Below are 23,049 nucleotides of genomic sequence, written 5' to 3'. Positions count from 1 at the left end.
TAACTCGTGTTTTATTATACTTTATGTTCCATAAAACACCTGTACTTTCCATTCGAAAAACACCAAATTCCCATTACAATAAATCCGCTTTAATAACTTTATATTAAGAACTTAATCGCTTATCTTTGCATTTGAAAGTCCAAAAACTTTAATCAGTTTAAATAAAGATAATTTTCTTGGGCCGAAAGCAATAATAGAAATAGCGTAAGTGATGAAATTAGATAGAAAAGAAATCCTAAAAGCTTTAGAAACAATAACTATAGCTGGAGAAGGAAAAAACATGGTAGAAAGTGGAGCAATTGCAAATGTGCTAACTTTTGGAGATGAAGTTGTAGTAGAATTGGTTTTAAACACACCAGCAATGCACATTAAAAAACGTGCTGAAGACGACATCAAGAAAACCATTTTAGAAAAAATATCGGCAGATGCCAAAATCAAAATAAACAGCAAAGTAGTCGTTCCTGAAAAAGCAGAAATCAAAGGAAAAACGATTCCTGGAATCAAAAATGTAATCGCTGTAGCCTCTGGAAAAGGAGGAGTAGGGAAATCTACCGTAACAGCAAACTTGGCTGTAACATTAGCAAAAATGGGTTTTTCAGTTGGTGTCTTAGATGCAGATATCTACGGACCATCTATGCCAATCATGTTTGATGTAGAAAATGAAAAACCAACATCGGTTACTGTTGACGGAAAATCAAAAATGAAGCCCGTAGAAAGTTACGAAGTGAAAATGCTTTCTATCGGATTTTTCACTTCACCTAGTCAAGCCGTAATCTGGAGAGGACCAATGGCTTCCAAAGCGTTGAACCAAATGATTTTTGATGCAGATTGGGGAGAATTGGACTTCATGTTAATCGATTTACCTCCAGGAACAGGAGATATCCACCTTTCGATCATGCAATCACTACCTGTTACAGGAGCAGTTGTGGTAAGTACACCACAAGCAGTAGCCTTGGCCGATGCAAAAAAAGGAGTGTCAATGTTCATGTCTGAGGCAATCAATGTACCAGTATTAGGAATTATTGAAAACATGGCGTATTTTACACCAGAAGAATTGCCAAACAACAAATATTATATTTTTGGTCAAGAAGGAGCAAGAAACCTAGCACAAGATTTAGAAGTTCCGTTCTTGGGTGAAGTGCCAATCGTACAATCTATTCGTGAAGCAGGAGACTTCGGTCGTCCAGCAGCCATGCAAACAGGATCTGTAATCGAAGGCGTTTTTGAAGAAATCACCAGAAAAGTGGTTGAAGAAACTATCAAAAGAAACGAAAATTTACCTGCGTCAGAAGCCATCAAAATCACCACAATGGCGGGTTGTTCAGCAGTAAAAAAATAATACCTTGACCGCAAGGGAACAATACAAAAATTATGACAACAGAAGAATTAACTAGCAATGTGTTACTCGCTCTAGACGAAATTCGACCTTTTTTGAATTCTGATGGTGGAGACATATCACTTGTCTCAATCGAAGATGATAAACACGTCAAAGTAAGACTAGAAGGCGCTTGCACTAGTTGCAGCGTAAACCAAATGACCTTGAAAGCAGGTGTAGAAACCACGATCAAAAAATTTGCGCCACAAATCGAAACCGTTGTCAATATAGCATAATCATTATGATGGCGTGACCATTTTAAGAAACAAGGCCAAATGTAGTTTGCGCTCATGGGCCTTATTCCTTAAAATCGTCGGGCTATCCGCGCTACTTCGGTAGCCAGCTCCTATCCCTCACGCAAACCCAATCCCCTAAAAAATGGATGTATTAATCAAGATTAAAGATAGAGAAGGTGTTGTACACGAGTTACAAGCCCCAACAGATATGGCCATGAATATCATGGAATTGTGCAAAGCCTACGAACTACCTGTTGAAGGTACTTGCGGCGGAATGGCAATGTGTGCGTCATGCCAATGTTATGTAACCAATGATGTAGCCTTGCCAGAAATGGGAGAAGATGAAGAAGCAATGCTTTCTGAAGCCTTTTACGTAAAAGCAAATAGCCGTCTAGGTTGTCAAATTCCAATTACACCAGAATTAGAAGGACTAGAATTAGAATTAGCTCCAGAGAGTTAATAGCTGAAATAATCAAAAGGAAGCCTCCACTTATCTTAAGTGGAGGCTTTTGTTTTTATCACAAGAAACAGATTGTATTGTTGTATTTGATGAGATGATAATAATTTCATTTTAATACCAATATTGGATGTAGATATCATCCCTACGGGATTCCCTTATATTTGGGAATTGTGTTTCTACCGATATACCATCCCTACGGGATTATGTTGTGTAGGGCATTTATTAGTGGTCAATATTAAATCAATGGGAGATTCGATTGTTTAGAGCAGTTATTTTTCACCATAATTAAAACCCTAAGAGATTTTAGAATAGTATTTTTTTAGTCTGTAAATTATTTACGTCTCAGCATCTGTCATGTCCTGTTAAGGACAAAATATTGGTAGAAAAATATGTTTCTGGCAACAAAAATCCCGTATGCATGATATTATTCCATCCCTACGGGATTACCTTGTTTGGTTGAACTATTTTCTACCGATATTACATCCCTACTGGATTATCTTTTTTGGTAAAATTCTTCATTACCAATATTATATCCCTACGGGATTATTTATATCTAGGAATTGTTTTATGGCAAAATTTAATACCTACATTTTGTTTTTATTTCATTTCGCACCTCAACACCATCCATGTCCTGTTAAGGACAAAATATTGGTAGAAATTGGTTTTATCGTAGTGCATATAATCCCGTAGGGATGATATTTTTATACCATCCCTACGGGATTCCCTTATGTAGGTGAATCGTTTTTTTACCGATATACCATCCCTACGGGATTCCCTTATATTGGGGAATTGTGTTTCTAGCTATATTGAATCCCTACGGGATTATTAGGTTGCAGTGAATTATTTTTTAATAATATTGCATTCCTACGGGATTACATTGTGTGCAGTAATAATTTATTCAGCATCATGAAATCCCTAAGAGTTTTTTGAATAGTAATATTTCAGTCTGTAAGTTATTTATGTCTCAACATCTTCCATGTCCTGTTAAGGACAAAATATTGGTAGAAAAGGTGATTTGAGCGATAAAAAAAATCCCGTAGGGATGATATAAATACCATCCCTACGGGATTAACTTGAATTTGAAATTAATTTCTACCGGTATCGCGTTCCTACCAGATTACGAAACGTCTATTATTTTAATACTTCTTTAAAAAAGTCTAGCATAGCTTTCCAAGAGCGTTCTGCTGCTTCTTTATTGTACGCCACACCTTTGCTGTTGTCGCTTCCTGCATCCTTATGTGTAAAGGCGTGTACGGCATTCGAATAATAATTCATTTGCCAATCTGCTTTAGCGGTACGCATTTCGTTCTGAAAATCTTTGATCTCTTGCTCAGATTCGTATGGATCATCTGCACCATGTAGCACTAATACTTTTGCAGTAATAGGAGTGATTTCTCGAGCTGCATCTCTACCTAATCCTCCGTGAAAAGAGACGATACCTTTTACCATCATGTGGCTACGTGCTGCTTCAATAGCACCTGTACCTCCAAAACAATACCCAATAACTACAATTTTATCAGGGTTAGCTCCGTTTTTGATTAGTTGATCTAAGGCTAGCTGGATTTTTCTGTGGTAATTTTGAATGTCTTTTTTGTACGATCCTGCGATTTTACCTGCTTCCTGTGGACCATTTGGTTTATTACCAACACCGTAGATATCTGCTACAAAGGCATGGTATCCTAAAGCATTTAGTTCTGTTGCAGATTCCTTCGAGTGATCATCGATTCCCATCCAAGCAGGCAAAATTAGTACTGCTGCATTGTCAAGTGATTTTCCTTTGGCTTTCCCAAAAAAGCCGGATAGTTTTTGTGCACCATCGGTATAATCAACCGATTTTAATTGCGAAAATGCGAAATGTGGTACTGCAATCATAACCAATAAGATTGCCGAAATTTTATTTTTCATAGTAATGTTTGTTTAATAATTTAAAGGTACACTTTTGGGTATGGAACAAAAGTTAAATTTTTCTAATAAGGTAAAAAAGCGGAAGGAATGATTTTAATTCTGATCTAATTTACTGATTACTAATGGGTAAAGCTGGTCAGTGAAAAGTGAGTAGGCTAGGGATGAAGGGTGTAATCCATCTTCAGAAATTAGTTTTGGATTTTGTAAGCCTTGTCTAGTAATGTCGGTAATGTTGATAAATGTAATTCCTTCTTTCTCACAATAGGTTTTTGCATACGCATTATAGCGGTCAAGTTCAAATGATATTTTCGCTGGATCACTACTACTTTGTCCATAAGGACTGTAAGCATAGTCGGGGATAGAGAGTACAATTACTTTGTTTTTGTTTCCCTTTGCAAAAATAATACTTTGTTGCACTAAAGAAGCAAATTCTTTTTCGTAAACACTAAAGTCAACGCGCTGAAATTGATTATTAACCCCAATAAGGACGGTAACAATATCATAAGTTGGAGTTGGTTTTGCTACTTGTATAGCTGCATTTAGATTGGTTGAAGTCCAGCCTGTTCTAGCAATGATATCTAATTTGATATTTTTGTATTTTGAACTTGTAGCTAGTCTTTCTTTTAGTTGTTCAGGAAAAGAACAAGTTGTACATACACTTTGGCCAATAGTATAGGAGTCACCGAGAGCAAGATAATTAATTTGCGACCCACTGCTAGTAGAAGTTTGTTGGGGAGTATTTTTTATTTTTTTACCTTCTGCAGAGCAGCTTAGTAATGCGAGTGAAAGTAATAGCGTAACTATACAGGTGAATGTCTTTTGCATGATAGGATACATTAAGGATTCCTATGTATAGTTACGGTAAAACAGAGGTAATGGTTTTTATGCCAGAGTAACCTTTTCAGAGATATGCTCTTCGATAGCATTCCATAATCCTATTCGTTTTTCAAGCGCGAGGATTGATACTTCTTCAACTTCTCTCCATTTTACAGGATCGTTTTCGCATAATTCGGTTATCATTTCCATAGCCATAGGTCCGTGCTCATCGGCATCCAATTCGATATGGCGCTCAAAATAGTATACCAATTTTCTTAAGTCGGTATCGACAAGGTTTTCTTGGAAACGTTTTATGATTGAAGTAAACATATTCGGAATCAAATCTTCTCTCCCGAAAGTAAAGGCGGCTGCGATTTCGTGCGGTTTACCATGGTCTATCACGTTGAAAGTAAAGTCCAAAAAGGATTTAATGCCAGGGTGTAAACTACTAGTTTTGATCGCAACAAAAATATTTTTTAACGAATCTACTTGTCCTAAAAAATGTTCAATTTCAGTTGTACTTGCGCCACAATCTTGCATAGCTTCGATATACATTTCATAATGACTTTGTCTTTTACCTTCGAGCGTTAAATCTGTTTCTTCGGCAAGAACAATTTCGTTAATCAAATACCTTGTTTGCGGATTGGTAGTAGGAAACCAAGGCGTCGTTGTACACGTTAATTTTGCTTGAAGTGCTTTTAATAATGACATAAAATCCCAAACGGCGTAAACATGTCCTTCTAAGAAAACGTGTAAATCTTCGATTGTTTTTACTTTGTCATACAAGGGGTGTTGTAGCAGAATGTTTTTTTGACGATCGATACTGTCGTTGATATGTTGAATGTTCATTTTTGGAGGTTTTTAGTGTAAATATAAAAAAGCTTTGGAATATCTAGTGGCTTTCTGAAAGTTTTATCAATACTTTAATAACTGTTTCAGAGGCCTCTGCCTTTTTATTTACGAAAATTATGCCTATTCAGTTTTTTAGTTCGAAAATTTTAAATTATTTATTTTTCCTTTCGAATGAAATGTAAAGCGTAAAGGCTTTTTTCATTCGAATAGAAAAATTTTTCGATAACTAAAACTGAATAATCACTCATAAGAAAGCAACAAAGTTTTGTGAGAATAGTGTAGATATGAGTTTGTATGAGCTACTCGTTTGCGCTCAAAAGGAAAAGCAATGTTTTGGAAATAGTTTTATTTGAAGGCAGGAATTCCTGTAATATCCATTCCTGTGATTAGTAAATGAATGTCGTGCGTACCCTCGTAGGTAATCACAGATTCGAGGTTCATCATGTGGCGCATGATAGAATACTCACCTGTAATCCCCATTCCGCCCAAAATTTGTCTGGCTTCTCTAGCGATTTCGATGGCCATATTTACGTTATTTCGTTTGGCCATTGATATTTGTGCAGTGGTTGCTTTTCCTTCATTTCGTAAAACACCCAAGCGCCATGTAAGTAATTGTGCTTTGGTAATTTCAGTAATCATTTCAGCCAATTTTTTTTGCTGCAATTGCATCCCTGCGATAGGTTTATCAAATTGTATACGCTCTTTTGCATAGCGTAATGCCGTATCGTAGCAATCCATTGCTGCGCCTATTGCTCCCCAAGCAATGCCGTAACGTGCAGAATCTAAGCAACCTAGTGGCGCTCCCAATCCAGATTTGTTGGGTAATATATTGGACTTAGGCACTTTTACATTATCAAAAATAAGTTCCCCCGTTGCAGAGGCACGAAGAGACCATTTGTTGTGTGTCTCTGGTGTGGTAAAACCTTCCATGCCACGCTCCACGATGAGCCCATGTATGCGACCTGATTCATCTTTTGCCCAAACCACAGCAATATCGGCAAAGGGCGCGTTGGAAATCCACATTTTTGCACCGTTCAAAACAACATAATCTCCTTTGTCTTTAAAATTGGTAATCATACTCCCTGGGTCAGATCCATAATTGGGTTCGGTCAAACCAAAACAACCAATAAACTCACCAGTGGCTAGTTTAGGTAAATATTTCATGCGCTGTTCTTCGTTTCCATATTTCCAAATGGGATACATCACCAAAGAAGATTGAACTGATGATGTGGATCGAATGCCTGAATCACCGCGCTCAATTTCTTGCATAATTAAACCATAAGATATTTGGTCTAAACCTGCACCGCCATACTCGGTGGGAATGTATGGACCGAAACCACCAATTTCGCCCAAACCTTTGATGAGCTGTTTAGGGAACTCGGCGCGCTGTGCAAAATCTTCAATGATGGGTGAAACCTCCTTTTTGACCCAAGCCCGTGCCGAATCTCGAACCAATTTGTGTTCGTCGGTCAATAAATCATCCAATAAGTAATAATCTGGGGCTTGAAATAAGTCTGGTCGCATGAATTTTAGTTTGTTTAGGTTCCGAAACTAAAATTAGGGAAAATATATGGGATATCTGTACGGTTGTGAAAGTTTTAAAGTCTTTGTTGGAAAAAAGCTAACCACAAATTCCGCAAATTTTCACAAATTACTTATTGCGTAAATTTATATTTGAAGTATCATTTTTTAAGATTCGATTTAAAACTTGCTTAGAAGTAAACGTTTTAGCTGTTCCATTTTTAATTTCACCTATTCGATTGAGAATTGTTTTTTTTAGTCTACTTATGTTTTGTTTTAGAGGAATGTAGTTAAATAAATATTTCCAATCTCACTTCCTAGCCCTGATCGTCCTGAAGTTTCGGCAGGTATTCCTCATGTACTGCGATAGCAAATACAGGAGATAAAGTACCCGCGAAGCGTCGGGAGCAGGAACAGTCTTTCCTTAAAAAGCCAAATTTTCCTGCTCCTAAACCTTTTAATTCAGTTTGAAATTGATCTGCATTTTCTCTAATTCGACCAATAATTCGTTTGAAATGTTGATTTTGAGTCGACGGCTTGGCATGCTAAGTTTGGTAACTACTTTTATTTCCTCGACTTCTGTCATTTCGGTAGTTTTTATGGTAGCTGTCTCGCTATCGTCGTCGTCATTTACTTCTTCTACAAAGTCGTCCTCGTTTTCGAGAACAATAGGTTCTGCTTCGACCATTTTTTTGATCCGTTCTAGTTCCATGATTTCAAATGTGACTTGGTGATCTCCTTTGTTGTCTTGGAATATTTGGTTCAAATGATGAATGAAATCAGTTTGTAAATCGGTAATGTTTAGAATAATGATCAATTTCTTTGCAAAAGCAGCCAATACATCTTGTAGTTGTCGCACTTCTGTAAAGGCAATTCTAGGGTCACTTTTCTTGCCCGTGTCTTGGTTTACCCAACCGTCTTTGACCATCAATTTGATGTAGACAAAATTGTTTTGCAAAAAGAAATGACGGAACTTCAAATATTCTTCACCAAAAATTTTGAACTCATAACTTTCATCATAACCTTCGAGAGTAAATATTCCCCAACCTTTTCCGTTTTTGGCTACTTTATGTTGCACATTGTTCACGATTCCTGCAATAGCGAGCGGCTTGCTGACATGTAGGTGCAGATTTCGGAGTGCTTCTAGTCGAACATTGCAAAAGTTTTTCATTTCGAATTTGAAATCATCTAGCGGATGTCCAGAGATGTAAATTCCAACCACTTCTTTCTCTTTGGCTAGTTTTTCCATGGTGCTCCAGTCCTCGCAAGGCGGTACAACAGGCTCGGCAATTTGAACTTCAGAGGCTTCACCAAATAAACTTACTTGCGACGAGTTTTCGTTTTCTTGAAATTTTGCTCCATAACGAATGGCTTTTTCGTAGAATGTAATTCCGTCTCCATCATCATGAAAATACTGGGCACGATGCGTGTCTTCAAAACAATCCATACCTCCGGCGAGTACTAAGTTTTCAAATGCTTTTTTGTTTGCTGCCCGTAAATCAATTCGTTTTGCTAAGTCGAAAATCGATTTATAACGACCATCTTTTCTATGTTCAACAATGGTAGCAACCGCACCAGAACCCACACCTTTGACAGCGCCCATTCCGAAACGAACCGCATACTCTTCGTTTACAGTAAATTTATAAAACGACTCATTTACATCGGGTCCCAAAACTTGGAGTCCCATACGTTTACATTCTTCCATGAAAAACGAAACTTGCTTGATATCGTTCATGTTATTCGAAAGCACCGCTGCCATATATTCGGCAGGATAATGTGCTTTTAAGTAGGCGGTTTGGTAGGCAATCCAAGCGTAGCAAGTGGAGTGCGACTTGTTAAAGGCGTAACTCGCAAAGGCTTCCCAGTCTTTCCAGATTTTTTCTAATACTTTGGCATCATGACCTTTTTCAGCCGCTTGTTTTACAAATTTAGGTTTCATTTTATCAAGAACCTCTTTTTGTTTCTTACCCATCGCTTTACGCAAAACGTCGGCCTCACCTTTGGTAAATCCAGCCAAAGATTGAGACAAAAGCATCACCTGCTCTTGGTAAACGGTAATTCCGTAAGTTTCTCCAAGGTATTCTTCGCAGGCATCTAAATCGTATTTAATTTCTTCTTCGCCATTTTTTCTTCGAACGAAAGAAGGAATATATTCTAAAGGTCCTGGACGATACAAGGCATTCATGGCAATTAAATCCCCAAAAACAGTGGGCTTCAATTCCTTCATGTATTTTTGCATTCCAGGTGACTCGTATTGGAAGATTCCAACCGTTTCTCCGCGCTGAAAGAGCTCATACGTCTTGACATCATCAATAGGGAAGGTGTCTGGATCGAGCGTTATTCCATTTCTATATTTGACCAGTTTAACGGTGTCTTTTATTAGGGTAAGGGTCTTTAGACCCAAGAAGTCCATTTTCAACAGTCCAGCACTTTCGGCCACGGAGTTGTCAAATTGAGTTACGTATAAATCGGAATCCTTTGCTGTTGTAACCGGAACATAATTGGTAATATCCGATGGGGTGATGATCACTCCACACGCATGAATACCCGTGTTACGCATCGAGCCTTCGAGGATTTTTGCTTGCTGAATCGTTTCGGCAGCCAAATCATCACCGTTGGCAATGGCTATTAATTCTTTGACTAAGTCAAATTCGTCCGGACCTTTTAATGCTTTTCGAACATCATCTTCAGATTCGGAAAGGAAGCGCGCTAGATTCCATTTTCCAGGCATCATGGCCGGAATCAGTTTTGCAATTCTATCGGCTTCGAATAATGGTAAATCCAGTACACGCGCCGTATCACGAATTGCCGATTTGGTTGCCATCTTACCATAAGTGATAATTTGTGCTACCTGATTGGCTCCGTATTTTTTGATTACATAATCCATAACGCGACCACGACCCTCATCATCAAAATCGATATCAATATCGGGCATGGATACACGATCGGGATTCAAGAAACGCTCAAAAAGCAAGTCGTATTTAATTGGGTCAATATTCGTAATTCCGAGACAATACGCCACGGCAGAACCCGCAGCCGATCCACGCCCAGGTCCTACAGAAACATCCATCTCTCTTGCCTTGGCAATGAAATCTTGTACAATCAAGAAATAACCAGGATAACCTGAGTTCGAAATGGTTAATAATTCAAAATCAAGACGTTCCTGAATCGATTCTGTAATTTCGCCATATCGTTTTTTTGCACCGACCATGGTTAGGTCACGCAAATAAGCATTTTCTCCACGAACCCCGTTATCAACATCATCTTCGGGGTCGACAAATTCTTGCGGAATATCATATTTAGGTAGCAATACATCTCGGTACAAGGAGTAAGCCTCGACCTTGTCTACAATTTCTTGTATGTTGATAATTGCATCAGGTAAATCAGCAAACAATTGCTTCATTTCGTCACCTGATTTGTAATAGTATTCTTGATTGGGCAAACCATAACGATAACCACGACCACGACCAATTGGTGTGGCTTGTTTTTCTCCGTCCTTTACACACAATAAAATATCGTGTGCATTGGCATCCTCTTTATTTACGTAATAGGTATTGTTGGTTGCAATTAATTTGACATCGTGTTTTCGAGCAAAAGCAATCAAAGTTTTATTGACACGGTTCTCGTCCTCTTGGTTGTGACGCATGATTTCGAGATAAAAATCATCTCCAAACTGCTCTTTCCACCAAATCAAGGCTTCTTCGGCTTGGTTTTCTCCTAAGTTCAAAATTTTACCCGGAATTTCTCCGTATAAATTTCCAGACAAAACCATGATGTCTTCTTTGTATTTTTCGACTATTTTTTTGTCAATACGTGGTACATAATAAAAACCATCAATGTTGGCAATAGACGCCATTTTGGCCAAGTTGTGATACCCATTTTTGTTTTTGGCTAAAAAGACCACTTGGTAACCATTGTCTTTTTTGGATTTATCTTTATGGTTTTCACAAATGTTGAACTCCAATCCTACAATCGGTTTGATTTCGGTTTCGGTAGGTTCTTCACCATTTTCAATTAAAGCTGCATTTTTGGCTTTAGCTGCTTTGGTATGGTTCATCACCGCACTCACAAAGTGAAAAGCTCCCATCATATTTGCCGTGTCGGTCATTGCAACCGCTGGCATTTTGAATTTAGCAGTAGCCTTAACAATATCGGCAACTCCAATTGTCGACTGTAAAACCGAAAATTGGGTGTGATTGTGCAAATGCGCATACGGCACATCGGTCAAAACCGCTTTGTTCTCGTTTAGTTCCTGTTTTGAAACGGTTTGCGTTGTTGTTTCCCCAAATTGCTGACGAATTTTATCCGAAGCTTGTTTGAGGTTGATGTGTTTTAATCCAATGAGCTGAATTTCTCTTGGATTTTTATTTTGAAAATCAACAAAGTAGGAACCCGGAACATCCAGTTCTTCTTTGGTGAAAATTTCTTTTCGAATTAATTCTAAAAAACAACGGGTCGTTGCCTCCACATCGGCAGTAGCGTTGTGCGCTTCGCCAAAAGGAACATTAAATAAATATTGGTGCAACTCGGTTAAGGTTGGTAGCTTGAATTTTCCACCACGACCTCCAGGTAATTGCAATAATTTGGCGGTAACTTCGGTACAAGTATCCAAAACCGGAATCGAAGCCATCGGACTTTCAACTGAAAGTCGGTGAAATTCAGCCCCCATAATATTGACGTCAAAACCTAAATTCTGACCCACAATGAATTTGGCTTTACCCAAAGCAATATTGAATTTTTCCAAAACATCCGCCAACGGAACCCCGTCATGCTGTGCCAACTCGGTCGAAATCCCGTGAATACGCTCGGCATCATACGGAATGTTGAATCCGTCAGGCTGCACCAAATAATCTTGGTGTTCGATAAGTTTCCCCATCTCATCGTGCAATTGCCATGCAATTTGTATACAACGCGGCCAGTTAGCCGAATCGGTTATGGGCGCGTCCCAACGCTTTGGTAATCCAGTAGTTTCGGTATCGAATATTAAGTACATAAATCCTCTCCCCAACCCTCTCCAAAGGAAAGGGGGCCAAAATTGCTTAGATTTTGACTGTGTATTCTACGGGTTTTTAACACTTTAAGATTAGTAAAAGTCCAAAAAAATGAATGTCAAATTTAGCGAATTTTTTAGCGATTCGAAAGGGAATTTATCAACAAAAATATGCGCTTACTAATTGGTGTATCAAGAAGCTTCGTGGCTAGGGTAAAAAGCGGGTTTCAATGTGTTTTGCAGTTACAAAGCACCTTTTTTAATGCTGTTCTGCTATTTGCTGTGCCGAGGCGGATTACTTTTATGAGCGACCAAGTCGTATTAAAAAACCCTGCTGGAGTTTAAAACTCTAGCAGGGTTGCTTTGTTATTATTCAAGAGAAAATTGAAGTGTAAAATTATTGTTTGACAACTTTAGTTACGGATTCTCCGTCTTTAGTTTTGACTTTGAAAATATAAACACCTTGTTGCAATTGAGAAAGATCAACTGTGTTGGTTGCGTTCGAAAGATTTTTTGTAACCAATATTCTTCCGGTACTATCAGACACTTGAACAGTTGCGTTATCTGTCGTACTAGCCTCAATTGTGACACTGTCACTAGTAGGATTTGGATATACCTTGATACTGTTTGATTTGCTAAACGATTTAGTGCTTAGTGTTGTACAAGTGCTACCTGTTACAACTGGTGAACCTGCCAACCAGTTGCTTGTTGCTCCTGTTAATGCTAAATTGGTCAGTGTACCGTTGTTTGCATTTGAAGTAGCGTCCGTCAATGTTGTAATTCCAGAGTTGTTTGCAGCGTCATTACCTTGATTGAATTTATAGTAAGATACTAAACTAGCTTCATTTCCTTGTAATTCGCAGTTTTTTGATGCATTAATTTGCTCTGCAGTTCGGGCGCTATTCCAAATTCGAACGTCATCTATAGAGCCGTTAAAGTATCTATTGTCCGTTTTACTAGATCCGATATAAATCTTTGAATTTGAATTTAAAACAGCTGTACCAGCTACGTTTACCTGACCATCTAAGACACCGTCAACATATACTTTAATGCTGGTTCCTGAGGTTCTTACTACAGCAACATGATGCCAGTTTCCATCAACAACAGTTGTTATGCCATTTACATTTTGATTAGCATTTCCATCCCAAAAACTTAATTTATTATTTAGGACAGTAAATGTAAAGTCATTTGCTGGACCTCCAACATCTGAATCTAAAATTCCAACACCTTGGTATGGGTAAACTCCTCCAGGTGAATTTGTTGTAGTTTTGATATATGCTTCTAAAGTAAAGGAAGCAGTTGTTATGTTATTAATGGATACATAATCATTAACTCCATCAAAATTTAGATGAGTTGCTGGAGTCACAGAATTTACTAATACATTGTTGGTCGTTCCAACACTATTTAAAGTTAGGGTTGCATTATTGGTTGCATTATCTTTTATAGTTCCACCGTTAGTGACCAAGTTACCTACAGTGATTCCATCGGTATCAAGTTCTCCGTTTTGAACGGTATAGCTAAATAGTAATGCATTTGTTCCTGAGCCACTTGTGTAAACTGCTTGACGAATTGTTGAACCAATTGTGAGTCCTATTTGTGGTACGCCACCTGTTGTGTTTACGATAATGTTCTTGCTAAAGGTTACGGTAAAGTTTAAATTTTGGGAGGTTGTGTAAGTAGCGTTGGGAGGAACAGCTACACTTGTTATTAATGAGGAGGTGGTGTCAATCGAATAATTTGGAGAGTTTGTAATTTCGGATCCTGTATTTCCTGCAGAATCTGCTACACCTGCCTTATCCAACGAAATTACGTTTGTTGCACTTACGATATTATTTGTTGGTGTAAAAGTAGCTGTCCACGTAATGCCTCCATTGGAAGAACTTACAGATGTTAGTGTTCCATTGGCTATCGTTAAATCGGCATTGGTAAATCCAGTTACTGCTTCCGAAAAAGTAATGGTAACTAAACTTGTTTCTCCAATAGATAATGCGTTGTCTGCTAGGGTGATAGTTGCAGTTGGTTTTACAGCCGATGAAATCACTGTAGTAGTATTATTGGATGTAGTAGCAGTGCCATCATTTACAGCAATTGTAAAAGTAGTGGTTTCAGATGTTGTTGTTCTATTGTCAGTAGGATTGTATGTTAATGCTCTTAATGTTGCTTGCAAATTTGCTGCGGTAGTACTTGCAATTGTGTAAGGACCTGTTCCTGATAGTCCAGCTCCAGATAGAATTCCTTTTGCATTAGTATCTAGAGTTATAGTGGCAGATAAATTATCACCGTCTGCATCTGTAGTTGTGATTCCAGAGAAAGGCAGTAGTGTGCTATTGTCATTTACCGTTTGGCTGGCTACTGTACCGCTAATTGCTGGAGCAGTGTTTAGAGAGAAGATTATTTTATCAAATACAAAATAGGCTTGTGAAGGTGCGGTAATAGTAATTTTAGTGACTCCCTTCCAGTTTAAAGGGACAATACTCGCGCTAAAATTATTTATACTCTGGTTTACAGTAGAATTGCTGCCACCTGTTGGAGTAAAAGTAAGAATTTTGCCAGTATCTTCTAAACCTGCAACGATACTTGTTATGTTAATGGCTGATGAAAAGGTAAAAGTTGCTGATGTTGAACCACTTTCGCAACCAACAGCGTTCTGATCAATATTAGGCAAATACGAGAAGTCATCTGAATAAACATTTACACCATTTGCTGCAAAGGTCATAGTTACACCATTAATCGTTTCTGTTTTTGAGGGAGAATTGCCTGGAGTAACATTCATATTAAAGGTATATGTTTGTCCTTTTACGGTGGATAAGGATGATAAGAATAAAAAAGTACAAAAGAGTAAAGTTGTTTTCATAATGGTAAATTATTTAAAGTTTAAACTTATTTTAGTTCCGACTTGTTAAAGGTAAGTAAAATCAGCTTTATTTAGCGTTCGAAAAGCTTTTAATCTTATATATTTGTATATCATCGAATTTATTAAAATCTTAAAAACAAAAGAGGCTGCACATTGCAGCCTCTTTAAAAAATAAGTTGTGGAGTTTATCCCTATTGTTTGACAACTTTAGTTACCGATTCTCCATCTTTTGTTTTGATTTTTAAAATATAAACACCTTGTTGCAATTGTGAAAGATCAATAGTATTTGAAGTTTCAGAAATGTTTTTAGATATCAATGTTCTTCCAGCAATATCAGATACTTGAATAGTTGCGTTTTCCATAGTACTAGCTTCAATTGTTACGTTATTTCTAGTAGGATTCGGGAATACTTTTATACTGTTGGATTTTGTGAATGATTTAGTACTTAGTATTGAACATGTAACTCCTGTAATAATTGGTGAACCTGCCAGCCAGTTGCTTGTTGCTCCTGCTAAGGCGAAGTTTGATATTGTACCATTATTTGCATGTGCAGTAGCATCTGTTAATGTTGTAATTCCAGCATTATTTGCAGAATCAATACCTTGATTGAATTTATAGTAAGATACTAAACCAACTTCATTTCCTTGTAATTCACAGTTTTTTGTCGCATTAATTTGCTCTGCAGTTCGGGCCGTATTCCAAATACGAATGTCATCAATACTACCATCATAAAAGTGCTGGTAATTACCTTGGGATCCTATTTGAAGAGATCCATTACCTGTATAAGGTGCTACACCTGTTTGGGAACCTACTAAAATTCCATCTTGATATACTTCTCTAGAACCAGTAGTTATGTTGTAAACACAAGTCCATTGATGCCATGCATTATCTGAAATGTAATTAACATCTGAAACGTTTAAGTCATTGTTGTAAAATGCAAATAGAAAATTATTGTTATCTCTAAAACCAATATGTAGGTTATTGTTAGTATAATAGTACCCTTGATTAAAAACATAATCATTAGTGTTGCTTAACGTACGTTTAGCGTAAAATTCTATTGTAAAAGAGGAATTTGAAATATTTATTCCAGCTGGAATTTCAGCATAATCATTAACCCCATCAAAATTTAAGTGAGTAGCAGCGGCATTAATCCTAACAACAATTTCAGTTCTAGCACTTTCGCATCCGTTTGCATTTGTACTAGAAACCCAGTAAGATGTATTTCCTGCAGTTGCAGTGCTTGGAGTAGGTGCAGTTGTTGAGGAAGCTCCACCAGTTTTACCAGTGTACCATAGCAAACCTGTACCATTTGTGCCTGTTGTAGCTGTTAATGCTGTTGCTGTAGCCCCTTTATTGTATGTTATAGGTGTTGTTACTGTAGGCGATGAAGGTATAATTGAACCTGTAATGACAGGTGATCCAGCTAACCAGTTTGAGGTTGTGCCTGTTAATGCAAAATTGGTTAATGTACCCGTATTGTCAGTAGTGGTTGCATCAATCAAAGTGGTATTGCCAACATTATTTTCAGCATTGATGCCTTGATCGAATTTGTAATAGGAAACTAAACCAGCTTCATTTCCTTGTAATTCACAGTTTTTTGAAGCACTAATTTGTTCTGCAGTTCTTGCAATGTTCCAAATGCGAACTTCATCAATATTTCCTGGAAAAAATTCTCCTGGAGTTGTGTTAACAGATGCCCCTATGTTGAACATGTTGTTATTTGTGTTTAATAATTTTGTTTGTGTTGCTACTAGTGCTCCATCAATATATATATTTAAAATTGAAGATTCATACGTAGCTGCAATATGATGCCATTTACTATCACCAATGGTCACGTTGGTATTGTAATCATTTCCTTCTCCAACAAAGTATAATTTTCCGCCGACTATCATAAGACCAAAACGAGAGTTTCCTATAGCTTGATTACCGTAATTAAAAATCGATTGACTGCCTGATTGTGATGAGGTTTTTACCATTGCTTCAATCGTTCTAGCACTTGTTCCCGTAGGTAAATTTACAGTTCTTAAACTAACATAATCATTAATCCCATCAAAATTTAAATGTGTTGCAGGTTGCGTAACATCAACTCTTTGAATTGTTGTTGCTAAACTGCCAGAGAATCCACAAGTTGACATTGATGGATTTGATACTATAGCGTAATAATAATATGTTCCTACTTGTGTGGTATTTGGAGTAAGGGTTTTGATATCTGCTAAATTATATTGTGCTACAGTTGTTTGTGTTGATGATGATAAGGCAGTTCCTCCAACTGTTGAGTTTACTGTGTTTACATACCAAGTTAGGGTGTATTGTGTTGCAACTTGAGGTTGTGAAGTCCCGCAAGCTAAATAATTAATGTTGAAGCTTAAGTTATTCGCTGCTTGATTAAGTTGATAAGTTTGTCCGCCAGTTAACGGGTCAAGGCTTGATATTTGATAATAATAAGTAGAGTATCCTTGATTGAAAATCAGAAGGAAAAATGTGATTAAGAAATAATTTTGTTTCATAATAATTTGTTTTTGAGGTTAATTTTATTTGCTACAAATGTATTTGATGGTTATTGTTTTCACTATCCCATTCGGACATATCGATAGCCCATTCGGACATATATTACCGATAAAAAGCATATTAGTCAGATTAAGTGCGGTTTTTTCGTTTTTTTGTATAAAAAAACCATAGCGAATGGCTATGGTTTAAATATGGTTTTTAAAATGAAAGTGCTTTAAAACCAGCTATTTTCTGGTCGAATATCGGAAGGTAGTTTATCAAATTTCTTTTTGAAAGCAGCACTAAATTTACTTGGGCTGTCATATCCTACTTCTTGGGCTATTTCTTTTATTTGCATATCAGTGGTCGATAACAAATTCATCGCAAATTGCATTTTTTTGTCAATATGGTACTGCAAGATGGAACTTCCATAAACCATTTTGAAATCCTTCTTCAGTTTTGAGGTCGAAAGATTTACACGTTCTGCTAGTTCATCTATTCCGTTAAAAGGTTTCGAGAAATTCAAAGAAATCATGCGCTCACATTTTGCCATTTTTTGATAATCTATGGATTCTTTTGTGCTGTAATCTTGTGTACGCAAATCGGTGAAAGCATTCTTGAAAAAAGAAGTGACCAAGGTTAAGGTTTCTGCCTTCAATAAGGTTTCACTAAATACATCATAATTAAAAGTTTTAAATTTATGTAAAATCGCATGTGATAGTTCCTCTGCGTTTGGCACAATATCTTGGTAGGATATAAATCCTTTGTCTGAATCTAAAAATCTCTTGAACGGAATGCTATTGTCTAATTTGTCAAAGGGTATGTGCTTTTTAATCCAATCGGGACTGAAGTGATAGATGTAAAATTGGCATTTGGAACCTTTATAGAAATAAGCCCCAACATCAGTTCCTGGTTTCTTAAAGCCCCAAAATTTATTTTGAAACGGAATCTTGTCTAGAAAGGTATTGCTTAGCATTACGTCACTTTCAAAAATAGTGAAGGTAAGGGTATAATGTTCGCTAGGAATTCCTTCGGCATAAACCGATTTAATCAGAGTGTTTTGTTTGAATTCGATAGTCGAAATGGTGAGCCATAAACCTTCATCGATTTCTCGGTAACGCATTTCACCTTTGGTAAAGGGGTTGTTTCTATAAACGGTTTGTTCCTCAAGAACGTGTCTGCTCAGTGGCGTTTTGATAGTTGACTCAATCATTAATTGAGGAGAATTGGCTAAGAACGGAAATTCAAAAAAACCATCTTTGTAGAAGTTTACATTGGGTTTTATAAATTGAAGCCATTTGGTAATATTCATAATCTATTTTTAAATCGAGTTTTAAATATCATTCTAAAGCTGTGATTAAAATCTAAGATGCCATCATCGCCAGAGTTAGCCTATCTTTTAATAGTACTACCAGTCTGTAAATTAACAAAAAATCATTTTTAAAGCCTTGTAATTTGTGGTTTTTCTAATTTTTTTAGTTCGAAAGAGCTTTAGAAAAGATCAAAAAATGCCAAGGTTTACAGTCAACTTTATATTGAAATTTAAAAATAGTGTAAATCATTCCTTCTTTTATAACCAATGTTATAAGAAGCCTATTTACTGTTATAAAGCTAGCGAACTGCCTAAAATGGATGGAGGTTGATTCCGATTTTTATTCCAATGAAACGGTTTAAATAGATTATGAAACAAAAAAAGGAGCCGTTTCATGATTGCTGAAGCGGCTCCTTTTTTAAGTAGTAGTATTTATTAAACTGACATCTCCTCTAAGACCTCGGTTGCTGTTGATTTTTGAGACACGGCCACCCAATTCAAATCTTTGTGATATTTGAAGACTTTATCGTTTTCTAAAGGATTCATCACCATTAGATAAATCCATTCGTTATCAAGTAAGTTTTTCAGATTTGGGTTTCTGGACAAAATTGTAGCTACATTGGATAAAGGTGCCTGAATCATTACCGACAGTCGTAAAGGTTGGTGATACATTTCTTCGTCAGAATTTTTTACCGACTGTAACGGAAGTCCCATTTTTATGTCGCCACCATTTCCTTGCACTACACCAAACTTACCTGTGACGTTATGCGTGATTTTTGAACCGCCACCAAAAACCTCATTGTCAACAGTCGAAAAGTAATAGTGGTTGTTGATCCATTGTGTTACCACCATGGGGCCTTGCATGATTCCTTCCAGCGCTTTTCCTTCCAGGTCGGTTTTCCAATTGTAAGAATGAAGAAAACAACGTCCGTCTAGATTTTTGTCTTTAGTTAAATCTCTTGGTCCTACAATAAAACCAGCGTTTTTTGCTAATCCCCATTCAGGTCTTGTTTCTCCCCAATTGTTTGCTTTTTTGTGTGCCAAAGCAACGCTGTCTTTTACGCCAAGTCTTTCTTGAGTAGCCGATTTTTGAGTAGCAACCAAACTTGTTTTTAATTTTTGCAACACTTCTTTGTGTGAAGCTGGTACTTTCGAATCAAATAATACAATTGCATCTGTAGTCGTATTGTGTTCGGCTCCTATAAAAAAGGTCGTAGCAGGAATAACAATTCCAAAATCCATTTTTAACGCTTGTTTTACTTCTTTCATATTGGCCAATCTAGCAAGCATTCTCGCATTGTGTCTACCTGGACTTGCAGCGCACGCTCCACAGTCCAAACTTGATCCAAAAGCATTGTTTGCCGAATGGCTTCCATGACCTGCAAAAACAATTAGTGGCGCAAATTGCTCCCAACCCAGCAAATCAAAAGCCGATTTTACGATAGCAATTTTTTCTTCCAATGGAATATCTAGCGCTATGTCTTCATGATCACAACTGTTTGTAATTTGTGGCTCAGCTATAGATTCGAGTTCACCTTCGTTTTTGTTGTTTTTTTGATACAAATAGTTAGGCAAAAGCGTTTTTGTCAGCAATGAAATTCCGTAAAAAATTCCAGATCCTTCCACGTACCCAAAGGCTGACGGAAGCATATTTTTCATTCTCTTTAGAAAATAGTTTTTAAATTTAAGTTGTTTGTTGTGTTCCTTATATTCAACAAACTTTTGAGATTGATCGGCTTGTGCTGTCTCAGATACCTCATAAGCAGAGTTCACAATTGGAGGGCATGACTTTCGGGTAGTACCATCTTTTACACTTTTATAATCCATTGCGATACCAAAAAAACCAGCATAACCAAAAGTCTCATAAGGACCATTTTGTTCAATATGTCTTCTGATTAATTCGGATCTTGTGTCGATACAAAAAACCAGTTGAGCCTCAGGAACCTCTTTATTTGTTTCTGAAAGATGATTGGTTATCTGGTGGTTTTCCAAAAGTTGAACAAGACCATTTTGCCAACTTTGCTCCCAAGCTTTCAACCAGATGCTTTGTAGTTTTGAAAGGTCAGTAGCGTTTGACGGACTTACCGTTGCAGGAGCAATAGCTGATCCTGTTTTTTGGGCGATCCACAATCTCACGGCCAAATAATCCTGCAAGTCAACCGGATATTTTTCTTGCCATAACGAGTTTGATGCGCTTCTATAGTTGATATATCCAGTCCATCCAGGCAATGCAGCCAAGTGGTGTGTAAAAATCGTTGTTATTTCGGCCTCAGTATAATCGTTTAAAATCGTATTTAAAGTCTCGCTGCTGGTAGTTGGGATTTCAGAAAGTAAAGTTTTAGGTAAATCCGTATCATAAATGGCTAGTTTTCTCCATGCATTATAAAAGCCTTCACTTTTATTGGGCATTTCCCATTCGGCTAAACCTTCGTCCATAAAAGCAGCAAGCCATTTTGCCATTATAGTGTCTAAAGTATGTGACTTATTTGCAACCTTTTTCGTTTGGACAGCTTCCATTTGTTTTAAATAAAACTCTGGGGATTCGTTTAAAAGGTTTTCTTGTAACAGTTTTACAAGTATGTTTTTGTTTATATCACCTTTGCTCCAAGCTTGCTCAAAAACGGCAGTTTCAGGAAAAACATTGGCATCAAGCAGCGTTTTAGCTTCGGCTACAGCCTCTTCAAAAGGCATTTGCTCATATCCTGCTAACGGATTTGAGGTAACAAAAGAGTATAATGGCCAGGTTTTTCCAATAATCTTTGATGCTTCTGCAATACTTTTTTTAATAGTTGAATGGATCATAATTATTTCGATTTAAATAGTAAAACAGTTCTTTTTGCAGGTTGTGAGAGGTTGAGTAGCGTCATGTATAGGTGTGGGTATTTGCGATAAATTCCCAATTTCATGATAAAGAAACCAAGTAGAAAAACGATTCCAAACCCAATTTCTACTGCCGAAAGTGATTGTGGTACATCAACCATTGGCATGGTTTGCATAAGACTTGTGATTCCGTTGTAAACTAAGGAGTACGAAACTATTCCAGTGGTGAATAAAAGTATTGGCAAATAAAGTTTTTGAAAAGTGCTAAGACTTTTTTCTTTTAAAATATTATAGGTCACTTGTCCAACCGTAATGGCAACAATCAAAGTCAAGAAGATACCACTATTAATTACTGTTCCTTTGCCAGTTAGCACATTGAAAAGATAAGCTCCCATTGCTCCAAAAAGTAATACAAGTAAGGCTTGCCAAGGTTTGATTTTAATATTTTTTGGTTTGGCCGGTTTTATCATTCCAATTTCTTCATTTGCAGATAGAAACAAATGTGCTTTGTAGAATCCATGAAGAATTAAGTGCACCACAGCAGCATTAAAAAATCCAAGGCCACACTGCATAATCATAAATCCCATTTGTGCGATAGTCGAACACGCAAGTCTTTGCTTTACATTCACTTGAAGTAATTTGGTAAATTGGGCAACGACAGCCGTCAAACCACCAATTACAAATAGAATGATGAGCGTGTTTGAAGCAAACAAAACAGTCGAGAATAGGGTTAGCAAAATTCCAGAACCATTTACAAAACCTGCATGCATCAAAGCAGAAGCCGGTGTAGGCGCAGTCATAGCCGAAAGCAACCAACGATGAAAAGGATAAATGGCCGATTGTATAAGTGCCGCCATAATAATACATAAGGCTGCTAGAATTGTGATGTGCTGTGGAACTATATTTATTTGAGAGGTGATGCCGGTCATGGTATAATCCTGAAGCTCAAAGGCAAGTAGCAATACACCAATCGCTAGAAAAATACTTCCTGATACAAAATATTTCAAAGCAAAGCGCGAAGCTTCTTTAGCTTCTTCCCAACGAGAATCACTACCTATTAATTGTGACATGAAAATTCCCATCGATAACCACATGGCCAATAATAAGAACACATTGTTTGCCATCACCAAAACCATGATGGCCATGGTGAAGCCAAGACAAAGCAAGGAAAATTTAGTGTGGTATTTAAATCCCTTTAGATAATTGATTGCGTAAGTACTGATTAAGGCACTGAAAAAAGTTACCAGATTCCAAATCAATAAGGTGAATCCGTTGATTTTAATAATGTTTCCTAGCTGTACTTCAGGTACATGTGGGTAGGCGTATACGAGGTAGCTACTATTAACCAAAAAGAACAACCATAAAAAATAGTTTATAATTTGGTTGGTCAATTGTTGCGATTTATTTTTTGACGACATTGT

13 protein-coding genes are annotated in these 23,049 nt (G+C 37.2%); 3 read left to right on the top strand and 10 right to left on the bottom strand.

Annotated features, from left to right (window positions below; translation table 11 throughout):
• Positions 1 to 211 precede the first annotated feature (211 nt).
• From FFWV33_RS02710 to FFWV33_RS02700, 3 genes are all read left to right on the top strand, one after another.
• Positions 212 to 1,339, top strand: a complete 1,128-nt coding sequence (locus FFWV33_RS02710) for an Mrp/NBP35 family ATP-binding protein (RefSeq protein WP_170111534.1) — start codon at positions 212 to 214, stop codon at positions 1,337 to 1,339.
• A gap of 32 nt (positions 1,340 to 1,371) precedes the next feature.
• Positions 1,372 to 1,611, top strand: coding sequence for a NifU family protein (locus tag FFWV33_RS02705; RefSeq protein ID WP_108739477.1), 240 nt, complete (start codon positions 1,372 to 1,374; stop codon positions 1,609 to 1,611).
• 142 nt (positions 1,612 to 1,753) lie between these two features.
• The gene (locus FFWV33_RS02700; RefSeq protein WP_108739476.1) at positions 1,754 to 2,071 is read left to right on the top strand and encodes a 2Fe-2S iron-sulfur cluster-binding family protein; all 318 of its coding nucleotides are present in this window, start codon (positions 1,754 to 1,756) and stop codon (positions 2,069 to 2,071) included.
• A 1,131-nt stretch (positions 2,072 to 3,202) separates the two neighbouring features.
• Here FFWV33_RS02700 and FFWV33_RS02695 read toward each other — a convergent pair.
• From FFWV33_RS02695 to FFWV33_RS02650, 10 genes are all read right to left on the bottom strand, one after another.
• Entirely contained in the window at positions 3,203 to 3,976 is a 774-nt protein-coding gene (locus tag FFWV33_RS02695) for a dienelactone hydrolase family protein (protein ID WP_108739475.1), read from the bottom strand.
• Between the two features lie 93 nt (positions 3,977 to 4,069).
• Complete coding sequence (locus FFWV33_RS02690; protein WP_108742435.1) at positions 4,070 to 4,801, bottom strand: SGNH/GDSL hydrolase family protein; 732 nt, start codon at positions 4,799 to 4,801, stop codon at positions 4,070 to 4,072.
• A 57-nt stretch (positions 4,802 to 4,858) separates the two neighbouring features.
• On the bottom strand, positions 4,859 to 5,641 hold the full coding sequence (locus FFWV33_RS02685) for a DUF3050 domain-containing protein (RefSeq protein WP_108739474.1): 783 nt from the start codon (positions 5,639 to 5,641) through the stop codon (positions 4,859 to 4,861).
• A 348-nt stretch (positions 5,642 to 5,989) separates the two neighbouring features.
• Positions 5,990 to 7,168, bottom strand: a complete 1,179-nt coding sequence (locus FFWV33_RS02680; RefSeq protein WP_108739473.1) for an acyl-CoA dehydrogenase family protein — start codon at positions 7,166 to 7,168, stop codon at positions 5,990 to 5,992.
• A 454-nt stretch (positions 7,169 to 7,622) separates the two neighbouring features.
• On the bottom strand, positions 7,623 to 12,158 hold the full coding sequence (dnaE, locus tag FFWV33_RS02675) for a DNA polymerase III subunit alpha (protein WP_108739472.1): 4,536 nt from the start codon (positions 12,156 to 12,158) through the stop codon (positions 7,623 to 7,625).
• 394 nt (positions 12,159 to 12,552) lie between these two features.
• A complete protein-coding gene (locus tag FFWV33_RS02670) occupies positions 12,553 to 15,009 on the bottom strand; it encodes an Ig-like domain-containing protein (protein WP_108739471.1) in 2,457 nt (818 codons plus the stop codon).
• A gap of 191 nt (positions 15,010 to 15,200) precedes the next feature.
• A complete protein-coding gene (locus FFWV33_RS02665; protein ID WP_108739470.1) occupies positions 15,201 to 17,516 on the bottom strand; it encodes a LamG-like jellyroll fold domain-containing protein in 2,316 nt (771 codons plus the stop codon).
• Positions 17,517 to 17,731: 215 nt separating this feature from the next.
• The gene (locus FFWV33_RS02660; protein ID WP_108739469.1) at positions 17,732 to 18,808 is read right to left on the bottom strand and encodes a helix-turn-helix domain-containing protein; all 1,077 of its coding nucleotides are present in this window, start codon (positions 18,806 to 18,808) and stop codon (positions 17,732 to 17,734) included.
• A gap of 435 nt (positions 18,809 to 19,243) precedes the next feature.
• The gene (locus FFWV33_RS02655; RefSeq protein WP_108739468.1) at positions 19,244 to 21,610 is read right to left on the bottom strand and encodes a DUF2309 domain-containing protein; all 2,367 of its coding nucleotides are present in this window, start codon (positions 21,608 to 21,610) and stop codon (positions 19,244 to 19,246) included.
• Positions 21,611 to 21,612: 2 nt separating this feature from the next.
• The gene (locus tag FFWV33_RS02650; protein WP_108739467.1) at positions 21,613 to 23,046 is read right to left on the bottom strand and encodes a proton-conducting transporter transmembrane domain-containing protein; all 1,434 of its coding nucleotides are present in this window, start codon (positions 23,044 to 23,046) and stop codon (positions 21,613 to 21,615) included.
• Positions 23,047 to 23,049 lie beyond the last annotated feature (3 nt).

Source organism: Flavobacterium faecale (assembly GCF_003076455.1).
Taxonomy (GTDB): Bacteria; Bacteroidota; Bacteroidia; order Flavobacteriales; family Flavobacteriaceae; genus Flavobacterium; species Flavobacterium faecale.
This window is presented reverse-complemented; position numbering and strand designations above follow the sequence as displayed.